General features: G+C 68.8%; 17 protein-coding genes and 1 pseudogene. 6 read left to right on the top strand and 12 right to left on the bottom strand.

The annotated features are described in order from the left end of the window. Window positions 1-148: 148 nt before the first annotated feature. Together ABD022_RS05440 and ABD022_RS05435 are read right to left on the bottom strand one after the other, a co-directional pair. Window positions 149-1567 carry a 4Fe-4S binding protein gene (locus ABD022_RS05440; protein WP_325126426.1) on the bottom strand — a complete coding sequence of 473 codons (1419 nt, stop codon included), beginning with the start codon at window positions 1565-1567 and terminating at the stop codon, window positions 149-151. A 9-nt stretch (window positions 1568-1576) separates the two neighbouring features. Continuing rightward, a complete protein-coding gene (locus ABD022_RS05435; RefSeq protein WP_325126428.1) occupies window positions 1577-2002 on the bottom strand; it encodes a winged helix-turn-helix transcriptional regulator in 426 nt (141 codons plus the stop codon). Between the two features lie 106 nt (window positions 2003-2108). On the opposite strand from ABD022_RS05435, the gene ABD022_RS05430 reads away from it, so the two are divergent. Next, window positions 2109-3128, top strand: a complete 1020-nt coding sequence (locus ABD022_RS05430; protein WP_343820382.1) for a zinc-binding alcohol dehydrogenase family protein — start codon at window positions 2109-2111, stop codon at window positions 3126-3128. 38 nt (window positions 3129-3166) lie between these two features. Here ABD022_RS05430 and ABD022_RS05425 read toward each other — a convergent pair whose 3' ends face one another. The 8 genes from ABD022_RS05425 to ABD022_RS05390 all read right to left on the bottom strand — a co-directional run bounded on the left by ABD022_RS05425 (window position 3167) and on the right by ABD022_RS05390 (window position 9886). After that, window positions 3167-4024, bottom strand: a complete 858-nt coding sequence (locus ABD022_RS05425) for an FTR1 family iron permease (RefSeq protein WP_325126432.1) — start codon at window positions 4022-4024, stop codon at window positions 3167-3169. A gap of 29 nt (window positions 4025-4053) precedes the next feature. After that, complete coding sequence (locus ABD022_RS05420; protein ID WP_325126434.1) at window positions 4054-4398, bottom strand: cupredoxin domain-containing protein; 345 nt, start codon at window positions 4396-4398, stop codon at window positions 4054-4056. A 1-nt stretch (window position 4399) separates the two neighbouring features. Beyond that, complete coding sequence (locus tag ABD022_RS05415; protein WP_325126436.1) at window positions 4400-4936, bottom strand: iron transporter; 537 nt, start codon at window positions 4934-4936, stop codon at window positions 4400-4402. 151 nt (window positions 4937-5087) lie between these two features. Further along, window positions 5088-5660 carry a polyhydroxyalkanoate synthesis repressor PhaR gene (gene phaR / locus ABD022_RS05410; RefSeq protein ID WP_325126438.1) on the bottom strand — a complete coding sequence of 191 codons (573 nt, stop codon included), beginning with the start codon at window positions 5658-5660 and terminating at the stop codon, window positions 5088-5090. Between the two features lie 2 nt (window positions 5661-5662). Continuing rightward, window positions 5663-6400: a 3-ketoacyl-ACP reductase gene (locus ABD022_RS05405; protein WP_325126440.1), complete on the bottom strand. Its 738-nt coding sequence runs from the start codon at window positions 6398-6400 to the stop codon at window positions 5663-5665. Between the two features lie 13 nt (window positions 6401-6413). Continuing rightward, window positions 6414-8036, bottom strand: a complete 1623-nt coding sequence (locus ABD022_RS05400; protein WP_343820378.1) for a PHA/PHB synthase family protein — start codon at window positions 8034-8036, stop codon at window positions 6414-6416. A 193-nt stretch (window positions 8037-8229) separates the two neighbouring features. Beyond that, on the bottom strand, window positions 8230-9039 hold the full coding sequence (gene pgeF / locus ABD022_RS05395) for a peptidoglycan editing factor PgeF (RefSeq protein WP_343820376.1): 810 nt from the start codon (window positions 9037-9039) through the stop codon (window positions 8230-8232). Further along, the gene (locus ABD022_RS05390) at window positions 9020-9886 is read right to left on the bottom strand and encodes an RluA family pseudouridine synthase (protein WP_425545201.1); all 867 of its coding nucleotides are present in this window, start codon (window positions 9884-9886) and stop codon (window positions 9020-9022) included. Before ABD022_RS05390 ends, pgeF begins: the two co-directional genes overlap by 20 nt. A gap of 238 nt (window positions 9887-10124) precedes the next feature. On the opposite strand from ABD022_RS05390, the gene ABD022_RS05385 reads away from it, so the two are divergent. Next, window positions 10125-10892 (top strand): outer membrane protein assembly factor BamD, encoded by a 768-nt coding sequence (locus tag ABD022_RS05385; protein ID WP_325126454.1) that lies wholly within the window; start codon window positions 10125-10127, stop codon window positions 10890-10892. An 18-nt stretch (window positions 10893-10910) separates the two neighbouring features. On the opposite strand, the gene yoaA is transcribed toward ABD022_RS05385, so the two are convergent. Further along, a complete protein-coding gene (yoaA, locus tag ABD022_RS05380; RefSeq protein ID WP_343820428.1) occupies window positions 10911-12911 on the bottom strand; it encodes a DNA repair helicase YoaA in 2001 nt (666 codons plus the stop codon). Between the two features lie 120 nt (window positions 12912-13031). On the opposite strand from yoaA, the gene ABD022_RS05375 reads away from it, so the two are divergent. Then, window positions 13032-15392, top strand: coding sequence for a Tex family protein (locus ABD022_RS05375; protein WP_343820427.1), 2361 nt, complete (start codon window positions 13032-13034; stop codon window positions 15390-15392). Window positions 15393-15419: 27 nt separating this feature from the next. On the opposite strand, the gene ABD022_RS05370 is transcribed toward ABD022_RS05375, so the two are convergent. Continuing rightward, entirely contained in the window at window positions 15420-16127 is a 708-nt protein-coding gene (locus ABD022_RS05370; RefSeq protein WP_343820373.1) for a TetR/AcrR family transcriptional regulator, read from the bottom strand. 97 nt (window positions 16128-16224) lie between these two features. Here ABD022_RS05370 and ABD022_RS05365 point away from each other — a divergent pair, with 97 nt between their 5' ends. From ABD022_RS05365 to ABD022_RS05355, 3 genes and pseudogenes are all read left to right on the top strand, one after another. Continuing rightward, window positions 16225-17979: a PHA/PHB synthase family protein gene (locus ABD022_RS05365; protein WP_343820371.1), complete on the top strand. Its 1755-nt coding sequence runs from the start codon at window positions 16225-16227 to the stop codon at window positions 17977-17979. 3 nt (window positions 17980-17982) lie between these two features. Then, window positions 17983-19512 carry an efflux transporter outer membrane subunit gene (locus ABD022_RS05360; RefSeq protein ID WP_343820369.1) on the top strand — a complete coding sequence of 510 codons (1530 nt, stop codon included), beginning with the start codon at window positions 17983-17985 and terminating at the stop codon, window positions 19510-19512. 5 nt (window positions 19513-19517) lie between these two features. Beyond that, window positions 19518-20079, top strand: a pseudogene (locus ABD022_RS05355) (HlyD family secretion protein); the annotation flags it as partial.

Here is a 20079-nt window from a genome sequence, read left to right as displayed (position 1 = left end):
GGCAGGCAAAGACGCAGGGGAATTCATGCGCACCCCGCCGGACGGCGGTGCTCTCGCGCTAAGAATAGCGGTTTTCCCCCGACTGTTGTTGCAAAACGCCTGCGGCCGGTGATCCTGGAATCCGGGAATGCGCGCCGCCCGTGCAGGCTTACCAGCGCACGAAGAACAGCACCCAGGCCCAGCAGAAGGGCAGCAAGCCGGCCGCCACCAGCATCACCGCGCCCAGCCTGCGCAACGGCTGCGGAGTGCGCAACCCCGCCAGGCGCCACTCGAAGCGCAGGCTCCAGGCCAGCGCCAGCACCAGCAGCGTGAAGCGGACCGGGTTGGCCCAGCCGGTGGGAACGCCCTCATGCTGCAGCAAGGTCAGCGTCGTGGCCGACAGGCCCAGGAATACCCCGACCCCCGCAGCCGGGATCAGGCCCTGTGCCAGCTTGTGCACCCCCGCCAGGCGGCTGCGCAGCAGCCGGCCGTCCGCATCCCGCACGCCGGGCCGTCCGGCGGGCGGCAGGATGCGATCGGCCAGCCACAGGCCGCAGAATACGGCCCCGCCCACGATGACCGCCGCTCCGCCGATGAACAGGAGGATGACGGTGCCATCCAGCCAGCTGAAACTGTCGTTGACGTCGGGATAATGGGTCAGGACGAACCAGGGGGCATTGTCCGCCAGCGGCCAGTAGATATCGTGCCCCACCAGCCAGGTTGCGGCGGACTGCTTGATCGACACAAACCAGGGGCTGGCGCTCCAGAGGAAGGCGCCCACGGCCAGGCCCATCAGGCCGAAGACGATCAGCGCGGTCTGCCACCCGCTGCCTTCGGCCACGTGGACGATCTCGGCTTCGGGCGAGCGCGGCGTCAGGGCGATGGCGCCCCGATAATCGCTGCAGCGTCCGCACATATGGCATTCGGCTGCGCCCTGCATGTTGCGCAGGGGCAGCAGCGGCGCGCAATTGATGGATTCGATCCGCCGGACGGGAGCGCGCCAGGCGGCCGCGTCCACCCGGTAGTGCCAGGGAGCGAGCTTGGCCAGCAAGTTGAACACCCCGTTGACCGGGCACAGGTACTTGCACCAGACGCGCTTGTCGCGCCCGTACAGCCAGCCGACGATCATGGCGGCCACGGTGGACCCGCCCAGCACGGCGGCGACCGCCCAGGGATATTGGTAGACGCTGACCAGCTGGCCATAGATCGTGGTCAGGCTGAAGGCCACGAAGGGCCACCCGCCCCAGCGCATCCAGCGCGGAATGGCCCGGCCGCGCCCGTGCCGGCTGGCCCATTCGGTCAGCGCGCCTTCGGGGCAGAACAGGCCGCACCAGGCCCGCCCGAACAGAGGGATGGACACCAGCACGAACGGCCACCAGATGCCCCAGAAGGCGAACTGAGCGAAGACGGTGAGATTGTTGAAGACGGAAGCCGTGCGATCCGGCAGGGGCATGGCCGCCGGAATCGCCAGCAGGACGATATAGACGAGGACGATGGCCCATTGCATCCGCCGGATCGCGCGCTGGTGGTCGCGCAGGAAATCCCCCGCGCGCGCGACACCGGAACGGAACGAATGCGACCAAGCCATGCTGCTACCTCAGGACGCGTCCCCGGCCGGGGACGGCAGGCCGCCAGTGTATACCGCGGCCGGCACCGCGTCGCGCGGATCCAGCCCCTTCGGCTTGCCGTACAGGCCGATATGGGCGTCGCCCCAGGCCTTCAGGGCGAGCAGCACCGGCTCCATGCTGCGCCCCAGGTCCGACAGCCGGTAATCCACCCGGGGCGGAACCTGGGCGTGGACGATGCGCTCGATCAGCCCGTCTTCTTCCAGTTCGCGCAGCTGGCGCGTGAGCACGCGCGGTGTCACCCGCTCGATCAAGCGGTGCAGTTCGCTGAATCGCAGGGTGCCGGCGCACAGATGGAACAGGATGACCGACTTCCACTTGCCGTCGATCAGGCCGATGGCGGCCTCGACGGCACACCCCGGGCTGCAGTCGAAACGCGAATGACGGACTTTGGACATGGCAGTATCCTTTTTGTCACTACTGGCCGATTTTGTGCGTAGTCACGGAAGAAGGCTGGCGGTATTCTGCCCGCATCCTCTCTTCCAAGCAAACAGGAGTTGCCCCATGAAAGCCATCGGTTACCGGCAAGCCGGCCCCCTCGACCGCGACGACGCGCTGGTCGACATCGAAATCGAACAGCCCGTGCCCGAGGGCCGCGACCTGCTGGTCGAAGTCGCGGCGATATCGGTCAATCCCGTCGATACCAAGATCCGCAGGAACGTGTCCGCGGATTCCGGCCATTGGAAAGTCCTGGGCTGGGACGCCGTCGGACGTGTCGCTGCGGCAGGCCCCGACGTCACGCGATTCAAGCCCGGCGACACGGTGTTCTACGCGGGAGCGCTGGATCGGCCCGGCGCCAACAGCGAATTCCACCTGGTCGACGAACGCATCGTCGGCCACAAGCCCGCCTCGCTCACCGACGCCCAGGCCGCCGCCCTGCCCCTGACGGCCATCACGGCCTGGGAAATGCTGTTCGACCGGATCGACATCCGCCGTCCCGTCCCCGGCGCGGCGAACGCCGTCCTGATCATCGGCGGTGCCGGCGGCGTCGGTTCGATCGCCATCCAGCTCGTCAAGGCGCTCACGGACCTGACCGTCATTGCCACCGCATCCCGGCCGGAAACCCGGGCCTGGGTCGAATCGCTGGGTTCGGATCACGTGGTGGACCACAGCCGCCCCCTGGCGGCACAGGTCGCGGCGCTGGGCATCGGCCAGCCCGCCTTCGTTTTCTCGACCACGGCGACGGACAGGCACGAAGCGCAGATCGCCGAGATGATCGCACCGCAGGGCCGCCTGGGGCTGATCGACGATCCCGAGGCCATCGACGTCAAGCTGTTCAAGCGCAAATCGGTATCCATCCACTGGGAGTTCATGTACACCCGCTCGATGTTCGGAACCCAGGACATTGGAGAACAAGGCCGATTGCTGGACGAAGTCGCCCGGCTGCTGGATGCGGGCCGCTTGCGCACCACCCTGACCGAGACCCTGCGCCCGATCAACGCCGCCAACCTGAAGAAGGCCCATGCCCTGCTGGAAAGCGGTCGTGCCCGGGGCAAGATCGTGCTGGAAGGTTTCCGGGACTGAGGGCTGCAGGCACGCGCCGCACAGGCGCACATCCGGCGCTAGGCCGCCGCGCCTGCCTTGGCGCGGCCGGCCTCCGGCGCCGCAGCACGCGAGGCGCGGCGCAACAACCATGCCACGGCGCACCAGTACGCCAGCCAGACCAGCAACTGCGACAGCGCCGGATAGGCACGATAGCCGGCAAAATCGGCCAGCACCTTGCCCAACCCGCCTTCGGTACCCAGCAGCCAGGAGGTATCCCACACCGGATCGACCCAGGTCGGCATCACGCCCAGGGAGATCAGCCGGTCCGTGGCCGATACCAGCAACGCGCCGGCCAGCAGCAGGAGCAGGATTTCCGTCAGCCTGAAGAAGCGCCGCCACGTGATGATCCGCCCGCCCAGCTGCAGCAACCAGAAGGTGAGCAGCGCCGCGGCGAAACCGCCCAGGCCCGCCAGTGCCATGGCGCCGGCGCCGCCCGATTCCCGGGACGACAGGACGGTGCCATACAGAAAGACCACGGTTTCGCTGCCTTCGCGCGCAACGGCGATCATCACCAGCGCGAGCAGGCCCCACCAGTGATCCCTGCCGACCTGCTGCGACGCGCCGGACTCCAGCTCGCGCTTCAGGCCGCGACCGTGGGCACGCATCCAGACCACCATCTGGACCACCAGTGCGCAGGCCGCCAGCGCCATCAGGGCCTGGAACCATTCCTGGCCCTCGTCGGACAACCAGGAAGAAATGCCCAGCAGCACCAGCGCCAGCGCGCCGGCCAGCACCAGGCCGGCGCCGACGCCGCCCCAAAGCCAGGGCAGTCCGCGCCGGCCTTCGGGAGAGGCGCGCAGCCAGGAATACAGAATGCCGACGACCAGCAGGGCCTCGACACTTTCACGCCAGACGATGAAGCCGACTTGTTCCATGATGGTCAGGATCCGTTCGTTCGCGCCCGTCAGTTCTTGGGCAGCACCACCAGGGTGCCCTTCACCTGGGGATGGAAATCGTCGAAGAAGGGATATTCGCCGGGCCTGGACAGGGACAGCACCACGAACGAGGTGACTCCCGGCCCCAGCACTTTTTCCTTGCGCAGCGGCAGGCTTTCGAATTCGACCGCCTCGCTGCTCTCATTGACCAGGATGATCTTGAAGCGGCCCGCCGGCACTTCGAGGCGGGCCGGCTCGAACGTGCCGTCCGCCTTGAAGGTGAGCGTGTAGACCGGCATGTCGGCGGCCGCCGCCGGCATGGGCGCCAGCCACCCCGCCCACATCAGGGCAGCCAGCGCGATCCAGGCGCGCATCTCAGTAGCCGCCCTTCTTACCGGTGCCGGCATAGACGAATTCATACTTGACCTCGAAGGTCTGGAACCACGGCGCGACGCCGGTTTCCTTGTCGACATGGCGGCCGAAGTGGTTGTTGTGCGCGGTCTCGGGCGAGCCGATGACGAAGGTCAGGCTGTACTTTCCCGGGCCTTCGAGCTTGACGTTGTCCCCGTAGTGCGGACCGTCGTTGGCCACCATGGGCATCAGATCGCCCTTGAGGACCTTGTCGCTGCCTTGTTTCTGCAGCACGTACTGGATGTTCAGGTACGGCGCCCAGGCGCCTTCGGGCAGGCCGTTCTTGTTGTCGGCCGTGGCGTGGATGTCTGCCTCGAGGTGGATATCGGAATCCTTCGCGGCGCGCATCATGCCTTCCGGTTCCATCTCGACCGGCTGCAGGTAGACCGCAGCGACTTCCAGCCCGTTGATCTCGCTGGGCTCCCCGATGGGATATTCAGCCGCCAGGGCGGAAGAAGCCAGGCCTGCACCGGCCAGCGCAACGAGCAGTTTTTTCACCATGAACGATCTCCGTGCTAGTAAGAAGAATGATTCTCGTTACTATAACACCAGGAAATCGCAACGGCATGGAGATGGATCAAGAAAATGCAGCGCGTGCCGGACGCCGGGCCCGGCACGCCGCGAACCCAGGCCCGCATCCGGGCCCGAGCCGTCATTTCTTCTTTTTCTTGCCTTCGGGCGGCTGCCCGGGGAAAGGAAAGGCCGAGAACATGTTGCGCGCCTGGTCCTGCATCTGATCCTGCATCTGGACGAACAGCCCGCGGCTTTGCTCGATGTAGTTGTTCATCATGTTCTGCAGGGCCGGGGTCTGCATGCTCATCAGCTGGGCCCAGGCTTCGGGGCCGAAATGCTGCTGGTACAGGCCCTGCGACTGCTCGGCCATGCGATCCTGGATGTCCATCAGCACCTGGATGTTCTTTTCCAGGAACGTGCCCATCACACCCTGCATGGCATGGCCGTAGAAGCGGATGATCTGCGCCAGCGCCTCGGCCGAGAACATGGGCACGCCGCCGGACTCCTCTTCGAGGATGATCTGGAGCAGGATGCTGCGGGTCAGGTCGTCGCCGGTCTTGGCGTCGACGACCTTGAAGACCGCGTTGTCCAGGACGAGCTGCTTGATGTCGGCCAGCGTGATGTAGGCGCTGGATTGCGTGTCGTAGAGGCGGCGGTTGGGATATTTCTTGATCAGCCGTTCTGCCTGCGGTGAAGTGGTATGCCGAGCCATGATCAACCCATGTGCAAGCCGCCGTTCAGCGAAAAATCCGCTCCGGTGGCAAAACCTGAATCGTCGGACGCCAGCCAGGCGACGATGGAGCCGATTTCTTCCGGCGTACCCAGACGCTTGACCGGAATGGTGGCGACGATTTTTTCCAGCACGTCGGGACGGATGGCGCGCACCATCTCGGTACCGATGTACCCCGGCGACACGGTGTTGACCGTGACGCCCTTGCTGGCGACTTCCTGGGCCAGTGCCATGGTGAAGCCATGGATGCCCGCCTTGGCGGTGGAATAGTTGGTCTGGCCGAACTGCCCCTTCTGGCCATTGACCGAACTGATGTTGATGATCCGCCCCCACTGGCGGTCCACCATGTCGTCGATGACCTGCTTGGTCACATTGAACAGGCTGTTCAGGTTGGTGTCGATGACGGCGCGCCAGTCGTCGCGGCTCATCTTGCGGAAGACACCGTCGCGGGTGATGCCCGCATTGTTCACCAGCACGTCGACCGGGCCGAACTGTTCCTTGACCTTGACGAACGCCTCGACCGTGGAATCCCAGTCGGACACGTTGCCGACCGAAGCGTGGAACTTGTAGCCCAGCGCAGCCTGTTCCTCCAACCATTTGCCGTAGTCCCGACTGGGGCCGCAGCCGGCCACCACCGTGAAGCCTTCCTTGGCGAGGCGCTGGCAGATCGACGTTCCGATGCCGCCCATGCCCCCCGTCACGTAAGCCAGTTTGCCGCTCATGGTGTTCTCCTTTTCAGACTGCCTTGACTTTGACATAGCGCCCGGGTGCGGGTTCTATGGAGGGATATTTCCGATTGCCGGGGCTGCGGCGCGCGGGCCGCCATTCACCGGAATGGCCGGCCAGCCAGTCGAGCCAATCGGGCCACCAACTGCCGCGGGCGTGCTCCGCCTGGTCCAGCCAGGTGTCCGGATCGCCCGGCAGCTCGCCGCCACGGTTCCAGGACCAGTAGCCCCGGCGACCGCGTTCGGGCGGGTTGACGACGCCTGCAATGTGGCCCGATTCGCCCAGCACGAAGCGCAACGGACCGCGCAACAACCGCGTCGATGCATAGGCCGACGCCCAGGGCACGATGTGGTCCTCGCGCGAGGCGTAAAGATAGGCCGGCATGTCCAGGGCGCGCAAGTCCGCCGGCACGCCGCAGATGCGCAGCTGGCCGGTCTGCAGGCGGTTCTCCAGGTAGGTATTGCGGAAATACCAGGTGAAGAACGGCCCCGGCAGGTTGGTGCCGTCGGCGTTCCAGGCCAGCAGGTCGAAGGGCCGGGGCGATTCGCCCATCAGGTAGTTCGAGCCGACGTAGTTCCACACCAGTTCCGAGGGCCGCAGGAACGAGAAGGTGGTGGACAGCTCGCGCGCCGTCATCAGGCCGCCGGCGCCCAGCAACTGCTCGCGCGCACGGGCATGCTGTTCGTCGACGAAGACGTCGAGCATGCCGGTTTCGCTGAAATCCAGGAAGGTCGTCAGCAGGGTCAGCGCCGCCACCGGGTCTTCGTGCCGGGCGCGCGCCACGGCCAGGGCGCTGGCGAGCAGCGTGCCGCCGACGCAGAAACCCAGGGCGTTGATCCGGGGCTGGCGCGTCACTTCGCGGACGACCCCGATGGCCCGCAGCACGCCGTCCTCGACGTAGTCGTCCCAGGTCTTGCCTTCGACGCCGTCCTGGTCCTGCGGCAGCGGATTGCGCCACGACACCATGAAGACCTCGAAGCCGGCCTGCACGGCATGCCGCACGAGGGAATTGGCCGGCTGCAGATCGAGGATGTAGTACTTGTTGATGCAGGGCGGCACCATCAGCAGCGGCAGCCGCCGGACCTTTGCCGTCTGGGGCCGGTACTGGATGAGCTGCATCAGGGCGTTTTCGTAGATCACCGACCCGGGGGTGATGGCCAGGTTTTCTCCAGGAACGAAGGCCGACTCGTCGGTCTGCGTGATGCGCCCCCGCATCAGGTCGCGCAGCAGGTTCGCCAGCCCCTTGTGCAGGGATTCGCCGCCGCTGTCGACCAGGGCCTTCAGGGCGTCGGGATTGGAGGCGAGGAAATTGGACGGCGCAGCGGCTTCCACCCACTGCATGACCGAGAAGCACAGACGTTCCCGGGCCGCGTTTTCCAGATCGGCGGCCTGCGCCAGGCGCTGCATGGCATCGGCCACGATGAGGTAGGCATGCGCCGCGAAAAGCGCCTGGGGGTTGCCGGCCCAGGCTTCGGACGAGAAGCGGCGATCGGCTGGCGGCGTGAGCGTGCCCTGCCGGGACTGCTGCAGAAGCGACTGCCAGGCCTGGATGAAATCGGACTGAATGGTCGCCAGACGGGCGGGCGCGACTCCGGGCGGCGCCCATCTTTGCGAAGAATTCCGATCAGTCATTCCACCATCCCTTGTGCCGCCAAGACCCCGAAACGACCCGGCATCTTTTGCTCGACTATTCTGTCATAGTGGCAAATTGCGTCAATTCGGGTAAGTCGCTAGCTTGAATAAAGCGCATGCCGGCGAAACATACCAAAGCCCGCATGCAGCCCAAGCGGGCCGGGACGGGGACCGGTGCGACACGCGGGCGCGGTCATTCCAGCCATGCCAGAGTCGCCTGGCGCCCCGACCCGGGATCTCGCCGATGGGAAAAATACCGGTCCGCCCGAGTCCAGGTGCATTCCCCGCTCTCTTCCACCCGGCCGATCCCGGCCCGGCTCAGCCGGGCACGCGCCAGGCCCGCCAGGTCGGCCAGCCAGCGGCCGCTGCCGGGCTGGAAAAGGAAGCATTCCGCCAACGCCGCATCCCGATCCAGGAAGGCCTCGCGCACTTCGGCGCCGACCTGGAAGGCCCGCGGCCCGATGCCGGGACCGATCCAGGCACGCCAGCCGTGCGCATCCGGCGCCCGGCGGCGCAATTCGTCCAGTGTATTTTCCAGCACGCCGGCCGCCAGGCCGCGCCAGCCCGCGTGGGCCACGCCCAGCACGGTGCCGGATTCGTCGGACAGCACGACAGGCAGGCAGTCGGCGGTCATGATCGCCAGCGGCCGGCCGCGCCGGGTCGTGACGGCGGCGTCGGCACGGGGCGCCGGCGGGAACGCGGTCTGCGCCGCGTCGCGGGCCGGCGGCACAGCGCCGCCGATGATGGTATCGGCATCGAAGACGGCCGTGCCATGCACCTGCTCGAGCCAGACCGGCTCGTCCGGCAAGGCGCGCCTCAGGCGCATGCGGTTTTCCCGCACGGCCGCCGGATCGTCACCGACGTGCGTCCCCAGGTTCAGGCTGTCCATGGGCGCCTGGCTGACGCCCCCCTGACGCCAGGTCGAGAAATAACGCACGCCGGGCCAGGGCTCGCCTGTCACGCCATGCAGCCCCGGGGCCGGTTCAAGCTCGATCGCCGCCATCGTCTTCCCAGAGAATGCCGTCGAGCACACGGCGGAAATCGTCCGGCGGCTCTGCCGTGAAGGCACAAGGCCGGCCGCTGACGGGATCATCGAAGCCCAGGGCGCGCGCATGCAGCATCTGGCGGCCTGCGCCGGCCTCGAGCCGTCCGCCATACAGGGTGTCGCCCAGCAGGGGGTGCCTCAGGCGGGCCATGTGGACACGGATCTGATGCGTGCGGCCCGTTTCCAGGCGGCACAGCACGCGGGACACGGTGATTCCGCCGCAATGCCCCACTCCCAGGGACTCATAGTGCGTGACGGCCGGCTTGGACGCCACCGGACGGTCGGCGCTCATGCGCACCGGCACCCGGGCGTCGCGGCCGATGGGCGCGTCCACCGTGCCCCGCCCCGACAATGCGCCATGCACCAGCGCGCAGTATTCGCGCTTGACCGTGCGGGCCTGCAGCTGGCGCACGAGCTGGGTCTGGGCGGTCTCCGTGCGGGCCACGACCAGCAGGCCGGAAGTATCCTTGTCCAGCCTGTGGACGATGCCGGCGCGGGCCACGCGGGCCAGTTCGGGGTAGCGGAACAACAGGCCGTTGAGCAGCGTGCCGTGCCAGTTGCCCGCCCCCGGATGCGTCACCAGGCCGGCGGGCTTGTCCACCACGATCCATTCCGGCGCATCGGCCACGACGCGAAAGTCGACGTCCTCGGGCACGAAGGCCAGGTCTTCAGGCGCCTGCTGGGGCCACACCCGGATGAGCGCCCCCGGTCCCACCCGGGTGCGCACCTTGGCGATGGCGCCGTCGACTTCGACGTGCCCATCCTCGATCCAGGACTGCAGGCGGCTGCGCGAATGCCGCGGCATCAGGCGGGCCAGGGTCTTGTCCAGCCGGTCCGGCAGGATGTCCAGGGGCAGATGGAAAACCTCGGGCGCATCGGGGCCGGTGTCTTCGGTGGCGATATCCGTGTACGGCATGGCGACAAATCATATAATCTGCCGACAATGCTAACACCTTGACCAAGGATGCCCCGTGGCCGCGCATGCCCCTGTTTCCCCGAAAGTCCTGTCAACCCGCATCCGGCTGGTCCTGGCATGCCTGTGCATGGCCCTGGCGGCAGGCTGCAGCTCGACCAAGGGCAACGTCGACCCGACCGCCGGCTGGAGCGCGGAGCGCCTCTACAGCCAGGCGCGTTCCGACATCAGCTCGGGCAACTGGTCCGACGCCCGCAAGAACCTGGAAGCCCTGGAAGCCCGCTATCCCTTCGGCATCTACGCGCAGCAATCCCTGATCGACCAGGCCTATGTGAACTGGAAGGACGAAGAACCCGAGCAGGCCAAGGCCGCGATCGACCGCTTCATGCAGCAGTATCCGAACCATCCCGGCACGGACTACATGCTGTACCTGAAGGGCATGATCACCTTCACGCCCCCCAGCGCCATCCTGTCGAACTTCACGCGCCAGGATCCCAGCGAACGCGATCCCAAGGGTCTGCGCGAATCCTACGAAGCCTTCAATGAGCTGATCCGGCGCTATCCCGACAGCCGCTACACCCCCGACGCCCGCAAGCGCGCCGCCTGGCTGGTCAACACCATCGCCGACAACGAAGTCCACATCGCCCAGTATTACTACGAGCGTGGCGCCTACGTGGCGGCGGCCAACCGCGCCCAGACCGTGGTCACCGATTTTGCAGGCGTGCCCAGCGCGGAAAAGGCGCTCTACCTGATGATGCTCAGCTACGACAAGCTGAACCTGCCCGAACTGCGCGACGACGCCAAGCGGGTGCTCGACAAGAACTTCCCCAACAGCAAGTACTACGAGCAGGGCCTGGACGAACCGGTCAACTACTGGAACCCCGTCAACTGGTTCTGAGGCCGGCCCGATCTCCGGTCAGGCCCTCGCGGCATCCTGCGCGGCCGGCTCGGCCCGGCCGGGCGGGTGGCCCAGGAAATCCAGGGCCACATCGACATCCCGGGTACGGGCAAAAGGCGGCAGTCCCTGCCACAGCAGCCGCCCGTAGGGCTTGTCCACCAGGCGCCCGTCGCCCACCACCAGAACCCCCCAATCGGTCTCCGAGCGGATCAGGCGCCCCGCGCCCTGCTTGAGCAGCAGCGCCGCCTGCGGCAACTGGTATTCCATGAAGGGATTGCCGCCCTCGGCCCGGCAGGCGTTCAGACGCGCCTCCAGCACCGGATCGTCGGGCGGGGCGAACGGCAGCTTGTCGATCGCCACCAGGGTCAGGGCATCGCCCGGCACATCGATGCCTTCCCAGAAACTGGTGCTGCCCACCAGCACGGCATTGCCGGCCGCGCGGAAACGTTCCAGCAGCACACCGCGCGTGGCCTCGCCCTGGCGCATCACCGGCCGATCCGAGGACAGCATGCCGCGCAGCAGCACGTCGGCCACCCGATCCACCGCCCGCAGCGTGGTGCACAGCACCAGCACCCCGCCCGCGCACGCATCCACCAGCGGCAGCAAAGCCTGGGCAAAGGCATCCGTGAATCCCGGGTCGCTCGGCCACGGCAAGGCCTTGGGCACGTACAGCAGCCCCTGCGCCGGATAATCGAAGGGCGAGGCCCAGCTGCGCGTCGCGGCATTCCCCAGCCCCAGCTGGCGCTGGAAATGCTGGAAATCCCCCCGGACCGACAGGGTGGCAGAAGCCAGGACCCAGGACTGCCCCGGCCGCCGAAAGCCAGAAAAAATCCGCGCCACCGACAGGGGTGCCCGCTGCAGCCGCACGGAATGCGTGCTGTGCTCGATCCAGCGCACGGCGGCCTGGTCGCCGGCTTCCGGTTCGCCCCGGGCAGGATGCGCCCATTGCCACAACCGGGCGCGCAGCGTGCGGGCCGTGCGGGCGGCGGCAGCCAGATCGGGATGGCGCTCCTCCTGGGTGCCCAGTGACTCGGTCAATCCGTCCAGCGCCTGGGCCAGCCGTTCCAGGGACTGGTCGAAAGCCTCGGGTTCGGGAATCTGCTCGAAGGTTGCCCGCCCGCCCGGCAGCCGGCCCACAGGGGCGCTGACGAGGCGCAGGTCGCGGGCCGCCGCATCCAGGGCCTGGCACAGGTCGCTCCAGCGGACGGCCTCGCGCGCATGCGCCAGGCCCGCCGCCTCGGCCTGGCGGGCGCAGTCCAGCGCCTGGTGCAGGGACAGGCTCTGGCCCAGGAAACGGGTGGCGGTGTCGGGCAACTGGTGCGCCTCGTCGAAGACCACGAGCTGCGTCTCGGGCAGCAGGTCGGTGACGCCTTCTTCCCGCAGCGCCAGATCCGCCATGAACAGGGCGTGGTTGACCACCACCACATCGGCCTCCTGCGCATGCCGGCGCGCCTTCAGCAAAAAGCAGTCGCGCACATACGGGCAATCCTGGCCCAGACAGTTTTCCCGGGTGGAGGTCACGCGATTCCAGATGTCGGCGGTTTCCGGCACCTCGGGCAGATCCGCGCGATCGCCCGTGTCGCTTTCCCGGACGAAACGGCGGATGGCGCGCAGCTGGGGCATTTCATCGCGCGACTTCAGGGCGCGCTCGTCCTGTTCCAGGCGTTCGAGGTGGTAGTGGCAGACGTAGTTGCCGCGCCCCTTGAGCAGCGCCACGTCGACCGGCAGGGCCAGCGCTTCGCGCAGGCGCGGAATGTCGCGGCGGAACAGCTGGTCCTGCAAGGTCCGGGTCCCTGTGGATACCAGCACTTTGCCGCCCGACAGGAAGGCCGGGGCCAGGTAGGCCCAGGTCTTGCCCGTGCCGGTGCCGGCTTCGGCAATCAGCACGCCGCCTTCTTCCAGGGTGTCGCGGATGGCCTCGGACAGCGCCAGCTGGGCCGCGCGCGGCACGTAGCCCGGCAGCTGGCGGGCCAGCGGGCCGTCGGGGCCGAAGAGTTCGGCGAGATCGTCGGAAAACATGATGCGGGGCGCGGCGTGGATACGGGTCAACCCCAGGATGATACGCCAGGGATTCCGACGCAACGGCATGGGTATGGCAAAATGCGCCGCTTGTTCCGGTTCTACGCGACACACATGACCATGACCAGTTCCGAATCCCAGACTCATGCCGTCGATCCCGCCCGCGTCCTGCGGCTGCTGACGGCGGAACTCGACGCCCGCCCCGCCCAGGTTGCGGCGGCCGTGGATCTGCTGGACTCCGGCGCCACCGTGCCTTTCATCGCCCGCTACCGCAAGGAGGCCACCGGCGGACTGGACGACACGGTCCTGCGCCAGCTGGAAGTGCGCCTGCTCTACATCCGCGAACTGGAAAGCCGCCGCGTGGCGATCCTGGACTCCATCGCGGGCCAGGGCAAGCTCGACAATGCCCTGCGTGCGCAGATCCTGGAGGCCGACAGCAAGCAGCGGCTGGAAGATCTGTACGCCCCCTACAAGCCGAAACGGCGCACGCGCGCCCAGATTGCCCGCGAGGCCGGCCTGGAACCCCTGGCCGACGCCCTGCTGGGCGATCCCGCCGCCGAACCGGAGGCCCTGGCAGCCGCCTACCTGAATGCCGAGGCCGGTTTCGAGGATGCACGCGCCGTCCTGAACGGCGCGCGCGACATCCTGGCCGAACGCTTTGCGGAAAACGCCACGCTGCTGGATACGCTGCGCACCGAGCTCTGGAACACCGGCCGGATCTACGCCCAGGTCGTGCCGGGCAAGGAAACGGAGGGCGCGAACTTCCGCGACTGGTTCGACTTCAGCGAAGCCCTGCGCACCCTGCCCTCGCACCGCACGCTGGCGCTGCTGCGCGGTCGCCAGCAGGGCATCCTGGACCTGCGCCTGGGGCTGGACCCCGAACGCGAGGCCGAGACCCCGCATCCCTTCGTGGCACGCGTGGCCGGCATTCTCGGGCTGGACGCACGCTTCGACGCCCGCGCCACCCCACGCCAGCACTGGCTGGCCGAGGTCTGCCGCTGGACCTGGCGCGTCAAGCTGCTGACCGGGTTCGAGACCGAACTGATCGGGCGGTTGCGCGAAACGGCCGAGGCCGAAGCCATCCGCGTGTTCGCCGCCAACCTGAAAGACCTGCTGCTGGCCGCACCCGCCGGGCCGAAGACGGTGCTGGGCCTGGACCCCGGCATCCGCACGGGCGTCAAGGTCGCGGCCATCGATGCCACCGGCAAGCTGCTGGAAACCACCACGATCTACCCCTTCGAGCCGCGCCGCGACGTGGAAGGCAGCCTGCGGACCCTGGCCGCCCTGGTCGCACGCCACCGCATCGACCTGATCGCCATCGGCAACGGCACCGCCTCGCGCGAAACCGAGCGCCTGGTGGCCGAACTGCGCGAACGCCACCCCGAGCTGTCCTTCGAACGTGTGGTCGTGTCCGAAGCAGGCGCTTCGGTCTATTCCGCTTCCGAACTGGCGGCTCAGGAATTTCCCGAGCTGGACGTCAGCCTGCGCGGCGCGGTCTCGATCGCCCGCCGCCTGCAGGATCCGCTGGCCGAACTGGTGAAGATCGAACCCAAGGCCATCGGCGTGGGCCAGTACCAGCACGACGTCAACCAGCGCGAGCTGGCCCGTTCCCTGGACGCCGTGGTCGAGGACTGCGTGAACGCCGTGGGCGTGGACGTCAACACGGCTTCGGCGCCGCTGCTGACCCGCGTATCCGGCCTGAACCAATCCCTGGCTCGCAACATCGTCCAGTGGCGCGAGACGCACGGCGCTTTCCGCAACCGCCAGGCGCTGCGCGACGTGCCCCGCTTCGGCGACAAGGCCTTCGAGCAGGCAGCCGGCTTCCTGCGCATCCCGGGGTCGGACAACCCCCTGGATGCCTCGGCCGTGCACCCCGAGGCCTACCCCGTGGTCGAGCGCATCCTGCAAAAGGCCGGCCAGCCGGCCGCAGCGGTGATGGGCAACGCCCAGGCCCTCAAGGGTCTGTCGCCGGCGGACTTCACCGACGAACGATTCGGCCTGCCCACGGTGCGCGACATCTTCCTGGAACTGGAGAAGCCGGGCCGCGATCCCCGCCCCGAATTCAAGACCGCCCGGTTCAAGGAAGGCGTCCACGACATCAAGGACCTGGCGCCCGGCATGATCCTGGAAGGCGTGGTCAGCAATGTCGCCAATTTCGGCGCCTTCGTGGACATCGGTGTGCACCAGGATGGCCTGGTGCACGTTTCGGCCCTGGCCGACAGGTTCGTCAAGGACCCGCGCGACGTGGTGCGCGTGGGCCAGACGGTGCAGGTGCGCGTGATCGAGGTCGACGTGGCACGCAAACGCATCGCCCTGAGCATGCGCAAGGACGATCCGGAACCGCGTTCCCAGGGTGCAGGGGCCGGCGCGGCACGACCGGGCGGGCGCCCGGGCCGGCACGGCGGACGACTCGACAAGCCGGCCCACGCTCCCCAGGGGGCGATGGCCGAAGCGTTCGCCAAGCTGCGCGGCCAGCGCTGAGCCGCACCGCATAGCCCGCGCACAGGATCAGTCCGGGCCAGGCTCCCGCAGCTGGTCCAGCAGCAGGCGGCGGTGGGCCGCTCTCAGCCGCGGCAGAACGCTGCGCGCATGCGCTTCGTCCTGCAGCAGCTTCAGGATGGCCGCCAGCAGGATGGGGGCATGGACCAGTTGCACCGCGTCGGTCAGTGCGCTGTCGCGCAGGGCGCCATCCTCGACCCCGCGCCGCATCATGGCCTGCTGCCTGCGAAGCAGGCGCAGATGGCTTTCGCGCCAGCCCGCGATGGCATCGGGCAGGCGCGGCCCTTCGGCGACCAGCAGATGCAGCGTGCGGATGAAGCGATCGTCTTCCAGCCTTTCATAGGCGCGATCCAGGAAACCATCCACCCGGGCCGCCAGCGCGTCTTCGGGGGCCGGCGCCCCCGCCAGGGGCGGACGTTCCCCGAACAGCAGGTCGGGCATCAGCATGCGCTGCATCAGCGCCTGGAACACGGCGTTCTTGCTTTCGAAATGCGCATACAGGCCGCCCTTGGACAGGCCGGCCCGGGCGGCGATGTCGTCCATCCGCGCCGCGCCGAAGCCGCGCTCCGAGAATTCGTGCAGGGCCGCGTCCAGGATCTGGTCGCGGCGCTCGTGGGCGGGCAGGCGCCGGTTCCGAGGCTGGCGGCCGGCGGGAGGCGGCGCGGCGCCCGGCGGCTGGCCGGCGGCGGGCGGATTCGAGGGCGGCGTGTTCGGCATGGCGATTGATTCTGGAAGAAAAGTTCGGCGGCGCCATTGATCTGCATCAGGACTGGCTGGTGAATTATCGACTAAAAAGTCGTTAAGGGGGACCGCCATGCCACCATCTTCCAACGGCCGCACCATCGATTCCCGGGCCGCCGCCCGGGCCACCGATCAATATTTCCACGCCAGCCAGGCGCGCGCCTTCGCGTCGCTCTCGCCCGCCTCGCTCAGCCTGGCGTGGCTGGACTGGGCCCTGCACCTGGCGGCCTCGCCCGGCAAGCAGACCGAACTGCTGCGCCTGGCCGCCAGCCACCAGGGCGAACTGGCGCACTATCTGTACGACTGCCTGCGGGCGTCCGGCGATCCGTCGCGGGTCTGCGTCACGCCGCCCGAGACCGACCGCCGCTTCAGCGATCCGGCCTGGTGCCGCTGGCCGTACAACCTGCTGCACCAGGGCTTCCTGCTGACCCAGGCCTGGTGGGAGGAAGCCACGTCCGACCTGCACGGCACCGATCCGCATCACCTGCAGCAGGTCTCGTTCTGGGCGCGGCAGTGGCTGGACATGATGTCGCCCGGCAACCAGCTCTGGACCAATCCGGTCGCCCTCGACCGCACGGTCCGGGAAGGCGGGATGAACCTGCTGCGCGGCGGCGGCTATCTGCTGGAGGACATCGTCCGCCACCAGGCCGAGATGCCGGTCGCCGGGGCGGACAAGTTCCGCGTCGGGCGCGACGTGGCCGTCACCCCGGGCAAGGTGGTCCTGCGCAACCGGCTGATCGAGCTGATCCAGTACGCCCCCACGACGGAAACCGTGCGCCCGGAACCGGTCCTGCTGGTGCCCGCCTGGATCATGAAGTACTACATCCTGGACCTGTCGCCGCACAATTCGCTGGTCCGCTTCCTGCGCGACCAGGGCTACACCGTCTACTGCATCTCCTGGAAGAATCCCACCGACGAGGACGCCAACCTGGGCATGGACGACTATCTGCGCGACGGTTTCTTCGCCGCCCTGGACGCCATCGGGCGCATCCAGCCGAAGCACCGCGTCCACGCCACCGGCTATTGCCTGGGCGGCACGCTGCTGGCGGTCGCGGCCGCCGCCATGGCGCGCGACGGCGACAAGCGGCTCGCCAGCATCAGCCTGTTCACGGCCCAGGTCGATTTCAGCGAACCGGGGGAAATCGGCCTGTTCATCGACGAAGCCCAGGTCCACATGCTGGAAGCCCAGATGGGGCGGCGCGGCTACTTCAGCGCCGAGCAGATGGCGGGCGCCTTCCAGATGCTGCGGTCCTACGACCTGCTCTGGTCGCGCGCCATCCACGAATACCTGCTGGGCGAGCGCCGGCCCATGAACGACCTGATGGCCTGGAACGCCGACGCCACCCGCATGCCCGCCCGCATGCATTCGCAGTACCTGCGGCGGCTGTACCTGAACAACGACCTGAGCGCCGGCCGCTACCCGGTGGGCGGGCGGCCCGTGTCCGTGGGCGACATCCGGCTGCCGATGTTCGCCGTGGGTACCGTCACCGACCACGTCGCCCCCTGGCGCTCGGTCTACAAGCTGCACCAGTTCTTCCCGGGCGAGCTGAGCTTCGTGCTCACCAGCGGCGGCCACAACGCCGGCATCGTCAACGAGCCCGGCCATCCCCGCCGCCAGTACCGCATCCGCGTCCGCCAGCCCGGCGACCCCTTCCTGCCGCCCGACGAATGGATGGCCTCCACCCCGGTCAACGACGGGTCCTGGTGGACCGCCTGGTCGCAGTGGCTGGCGGAGCGCTCGGGCGAGCCCGAGGCCCCGCCGCCCCTGGGCATCCCCGGCCGGCCGGCCCTGGAAGACGCCCCCGGGCGCTACGTGCGGGAGACCTGAGCCATGTCCCGGCAGACTCCGCACCGCCCCTCCCCGCGCGGCGCGCGCACCTCCGGGGCCGGCATCGCCGGCGGCCGGCTCCTGCTGCGCGCCCTGGGCGCCGCCGGCCTGCTGGCCCTGTCGGCCTGCGTCAGCCTGGCGCCCGAGACCCGCCTGCCGCCCCCGCCGGTCGCCGACGCCTGGCCCGCCGACACGGACACGGCCACCGTCCGCGCGCTGCACGACCTGGACTGGGCGCACTACTTCCAGGATCCCGACATGCGCCGGCTGATCGGCCTGGCGCTGGAGCACAACCGCGACCTGCGGCTGGCCGTGCTGCGCGTGCGCGAGGCCGAGGCCGCCTACCGCATCCAGCGCGCCGACCTGGCGCCGTCGGTCGGCGCCCAGGGCAGCATCGAACGCAGCCGCGTGCCCGGCGACCTCACCCTCACCGGCCAGCCGCAGATCCAGTCGCAGCACCAGGCGAGCATCGGCCTGACCGGCTGGGAAATCGACCTCTGGGGCCGGATCCGCAACCTGAAGGACGCCGCGCTGGACGACTGGCTGGCGACCGACGCGGCCCGGCAGGCCGTGCAGGTGGCGCTGGTGCGCCAGGTGGCCGATTCGGTGCTGGCCCTACGGGAACTGGACCAGCGCGCCTTCCTGGCCGACGAGGCCGTGCGCAACCGGCGCCAGTCCCTGGACATCTTCCAGCAGCGCAAGGCGGTCGGCTCGTCCTCGGAGCTGGAACTGACCCAGGTGCGCACCCTGCTGATCCAGGCCGAATCCCTGCAGGCCCAGCTCAAGCAGGAGCGGGCCGCCGCCGCGCACGCACTGACGCTGCTGGCGGGCACCGACCCCGGCATCGCGCCGACCCGCGGCATCGACCTGGCAGCCACCCGGCTGGCCCGGCTGGAACCCGGCCTGCCCTCCGAGGTCCTGCTGGCCCGGCCGGACATCCGCGCCGCCGAGCATCAGCTGCGATCCGCGCACGCCCGCATCGGCGCCGCGCGCGCCGCCTTCCTGCCGCGCATCGCGCTGACCTCGGGCTTCGGCACGGCCAGCGCCGAGCTCGACGGGCTGTTCGGCGGCGGCAGCAAGGCCTGGACCTTCGCGCCGGTCATCGAAGTCCCGATCTTCACGGCCGGCCGCCTGCGGGCCAACCTGGACGTGGCCGAGGTGCGCCGCGACATGGCGGTGGCCACCTACGAGAAAAGCATCCAGACCGCCTTCCGCGAGGTGGCCGACGCCCTGTCGGCCCGCCAGGGCCTGGCCGGGCAGATGGAGATCCAGGCCCGCATGGCGCGCACCCAGGCCGAACGCGCCGACCTAGCCCAGCTGCGCTACGACAGCGGCGCCGCGCCCTACCTGGAAGTCCTGGACGCCAAGCGCGACCTGCTGACGGCCCAGCAGCAGCTGGTGCAGGTCCGCCGCGCCTGGCTGTCGAGCCAGGTGGCCCTGTACGCCGCCCTGGGCGGCGGCGCCGGCCAGGCGCCGGACGCCGCCGCGCCGGCCGCGGGCCGCCCCGCCTCCATCCCCCATCCCGATCCCTGAGCCACATGAACCTCACCGACACAATCAAGAAATCCCTGCCGCTGGTCCTGCTCGCCGCCGTGGCCGCCGGCGCCTACGGCGCCTGGCTCTGGTCCCAGGACCGCGGCCCCGGCCCCGGCTTCATGCAGGGCAACGGCCGCATCGAGGCCACCGAGATCGACATCGCCACCAAGCTGCCCGGCCGGGTCGAGCGGATCCTGGTCGACGAGGGCGACTTCGTCCAGGCCGGCCAGACCCTGGCCCTCATGAACCCGGATTCCCTGCAGGCCCAGTTCGAGGAAGCCCAGGCGCGCCAGCGGCAGGCCGGCCATGCCGTGGTCGCGGCCCAGGCCCAGGTCGCCCTGCGGGAAAGCGACGTCGCCACCGCGCAGGCCGTCGTCAGGCAGCGCGAGAGCGACCTGTTCGCCGCCCGGCAGCGCCTGAACCGCTCCAGCTCGCTGGTCAAGCGCGGCGCCGCCTCGCAGCAGGAGCTGGACGACGACCAGGCCCGGCTGCACAGTGCCGAAGCCGGCCTGGCCGCCGCCCGCGCCCAGGTGGTGTCGGCCCAGGCCGGCGTGGCGGCGGCCA

Source organism: Castellaniella daejeonensis (genome assembly GCF_039523555.1).
Taxonomy (GTDB): domain Bacteria; phylum Pseudomonadota; class Gammaproteobacteria; order Burkholderiales; family Burkholderiaceae_B; genus Castellaniella; species Castellaniella daejeonensis.
Note: the sequence above shows the minus strand (reverse complement) of the source record. Positions and strands in the feature narration are given on the sequence as shown.

Excerpts from the sequence above, each read along its gene's own strand:
- ABD022_RS05440 (WP_325126426.1), bottom strand. The coding sequence starts at position 1,567 with ATGGCTTGGTCGCATTCGTTCCGTTCCGGTGTCGCGCGCGCGGGGGAT.
- ABD022_RS05435 (WP_325126428.1), bottom strand. The coding sequence starts at position 2,002 with ATGTCCAAAGTCCGTCATTCGCGTTTCGACTGCAGCCCGGGGTGTGCC.
- ABD022_RS05430 (WP_343820382.1), top strand. The coding sequence starts at position 2,109 with ATGAAAGCCATCGGTTACCGGCAAGCCGGCCCCCTCGACCGCGACGAC.
- ABD022_RS05425 (WP_325126432.1), bottom strand. The coding sequence starts at position 4,024 with ATGGAACAAGTCGGCTTCATCGTCTGGCGTGAAAGTGTCGAGGCCCTG.
- ABD022_RS05420 (WP_325126434.1), bottom strand. The coding sequence starts at position 4,398 with ATGCGCGCCTGGATCGCGCTGGCTGCCCTGATGTGGGCGGGGTGGCTG.
- ABD022_RS05415 (WP_325126436.1), bottom strand. The coding sequence starts at position 4,936 with ATGGTGAAAAAACTGCTCGTTGCGCTGGCCGGTGCAGGCCTGGCTTCT.
- phaR (WP_325126438.1), bottom strand. The coding sequence starts at position 5,660 with ATGGCTCGGCATACCACTTCACCGCAGGCAGAACGGCTGATCAAGAAA.
- ABD022_RS05405 (WP_325126440.1), bottom strand. The coding sequence starts at position 6,400 with ATGAGCGGCAAACTGGCTTACGTGACGGGGGGCATGGGCGGCATCGGA.
- ABD022_RS05400 (WP_343820378.1), bottom strand. The coding sequence starts at position 8,036 with ATGACTGATCGGAATTCTTCGCAAAGATGGGCGCCGCCCGGAGTCGCG.
- pgeF (WP_343820376.1), bottom strand. The coding sequence starts at position 9,039 with ATGGCGGCGATCGAGCTTGAACCGGCCCCGGGGCTGCATGGCGTGACA.
- ABD022_RS05390 (WP_425545201.1), bottom strand. The coding sequence starts at position 9,886 with ATGCCGCGGCATTCGCGCAGCCGCCTGCAGTCCTGGATCGAGGATGGG.
- ABD022_RS05385 (WP_325126454.1), top strand. The coding sequence starts at position 10,125 with ATGGCCCTGGCGGCAGGCTGCAGCTCGACCAAGGGCAACGTCGACCCG.
- yoaA (WP_343820428.1), bottom strand. The coding sequence starts at position 12,911 with ATGTTTTCCGACGATCTCGCCGAACTCTTCGGCCCCGACGGCCCGCTG.
- ABD022_RS05375 (WP_343820427.1), top strand. The coding sequence starts at position 13,032 with ATGACCAGTTCCGAATCCCAGACTCATGCCGTCGATCCCGCCCGCGTC.
- ABD022_RS05370 (WP_343820373.1), bottom strand. The coding sequence starts at position 16,127 with ATGCCGAACACGCCGCCCTCGAATCCGCCCGCCGCCGGCCAGCCGCCG.
- ABD022_RS05365 (WP_343820371.1), top strand. The coding sequence starts at position 16,225 with ATGCCACCATCTTCCAACGGCCGCACCATCGATTCCCGGGCCGCCGCC.
- ABD022_RS05360 (WP_343820369.1), top strand. The coding sequence starts at position 17,983 with ATGTCCCGGCAGACTCCGCACCGCCCCTCCCCGCGCGGCGCGCGCACC.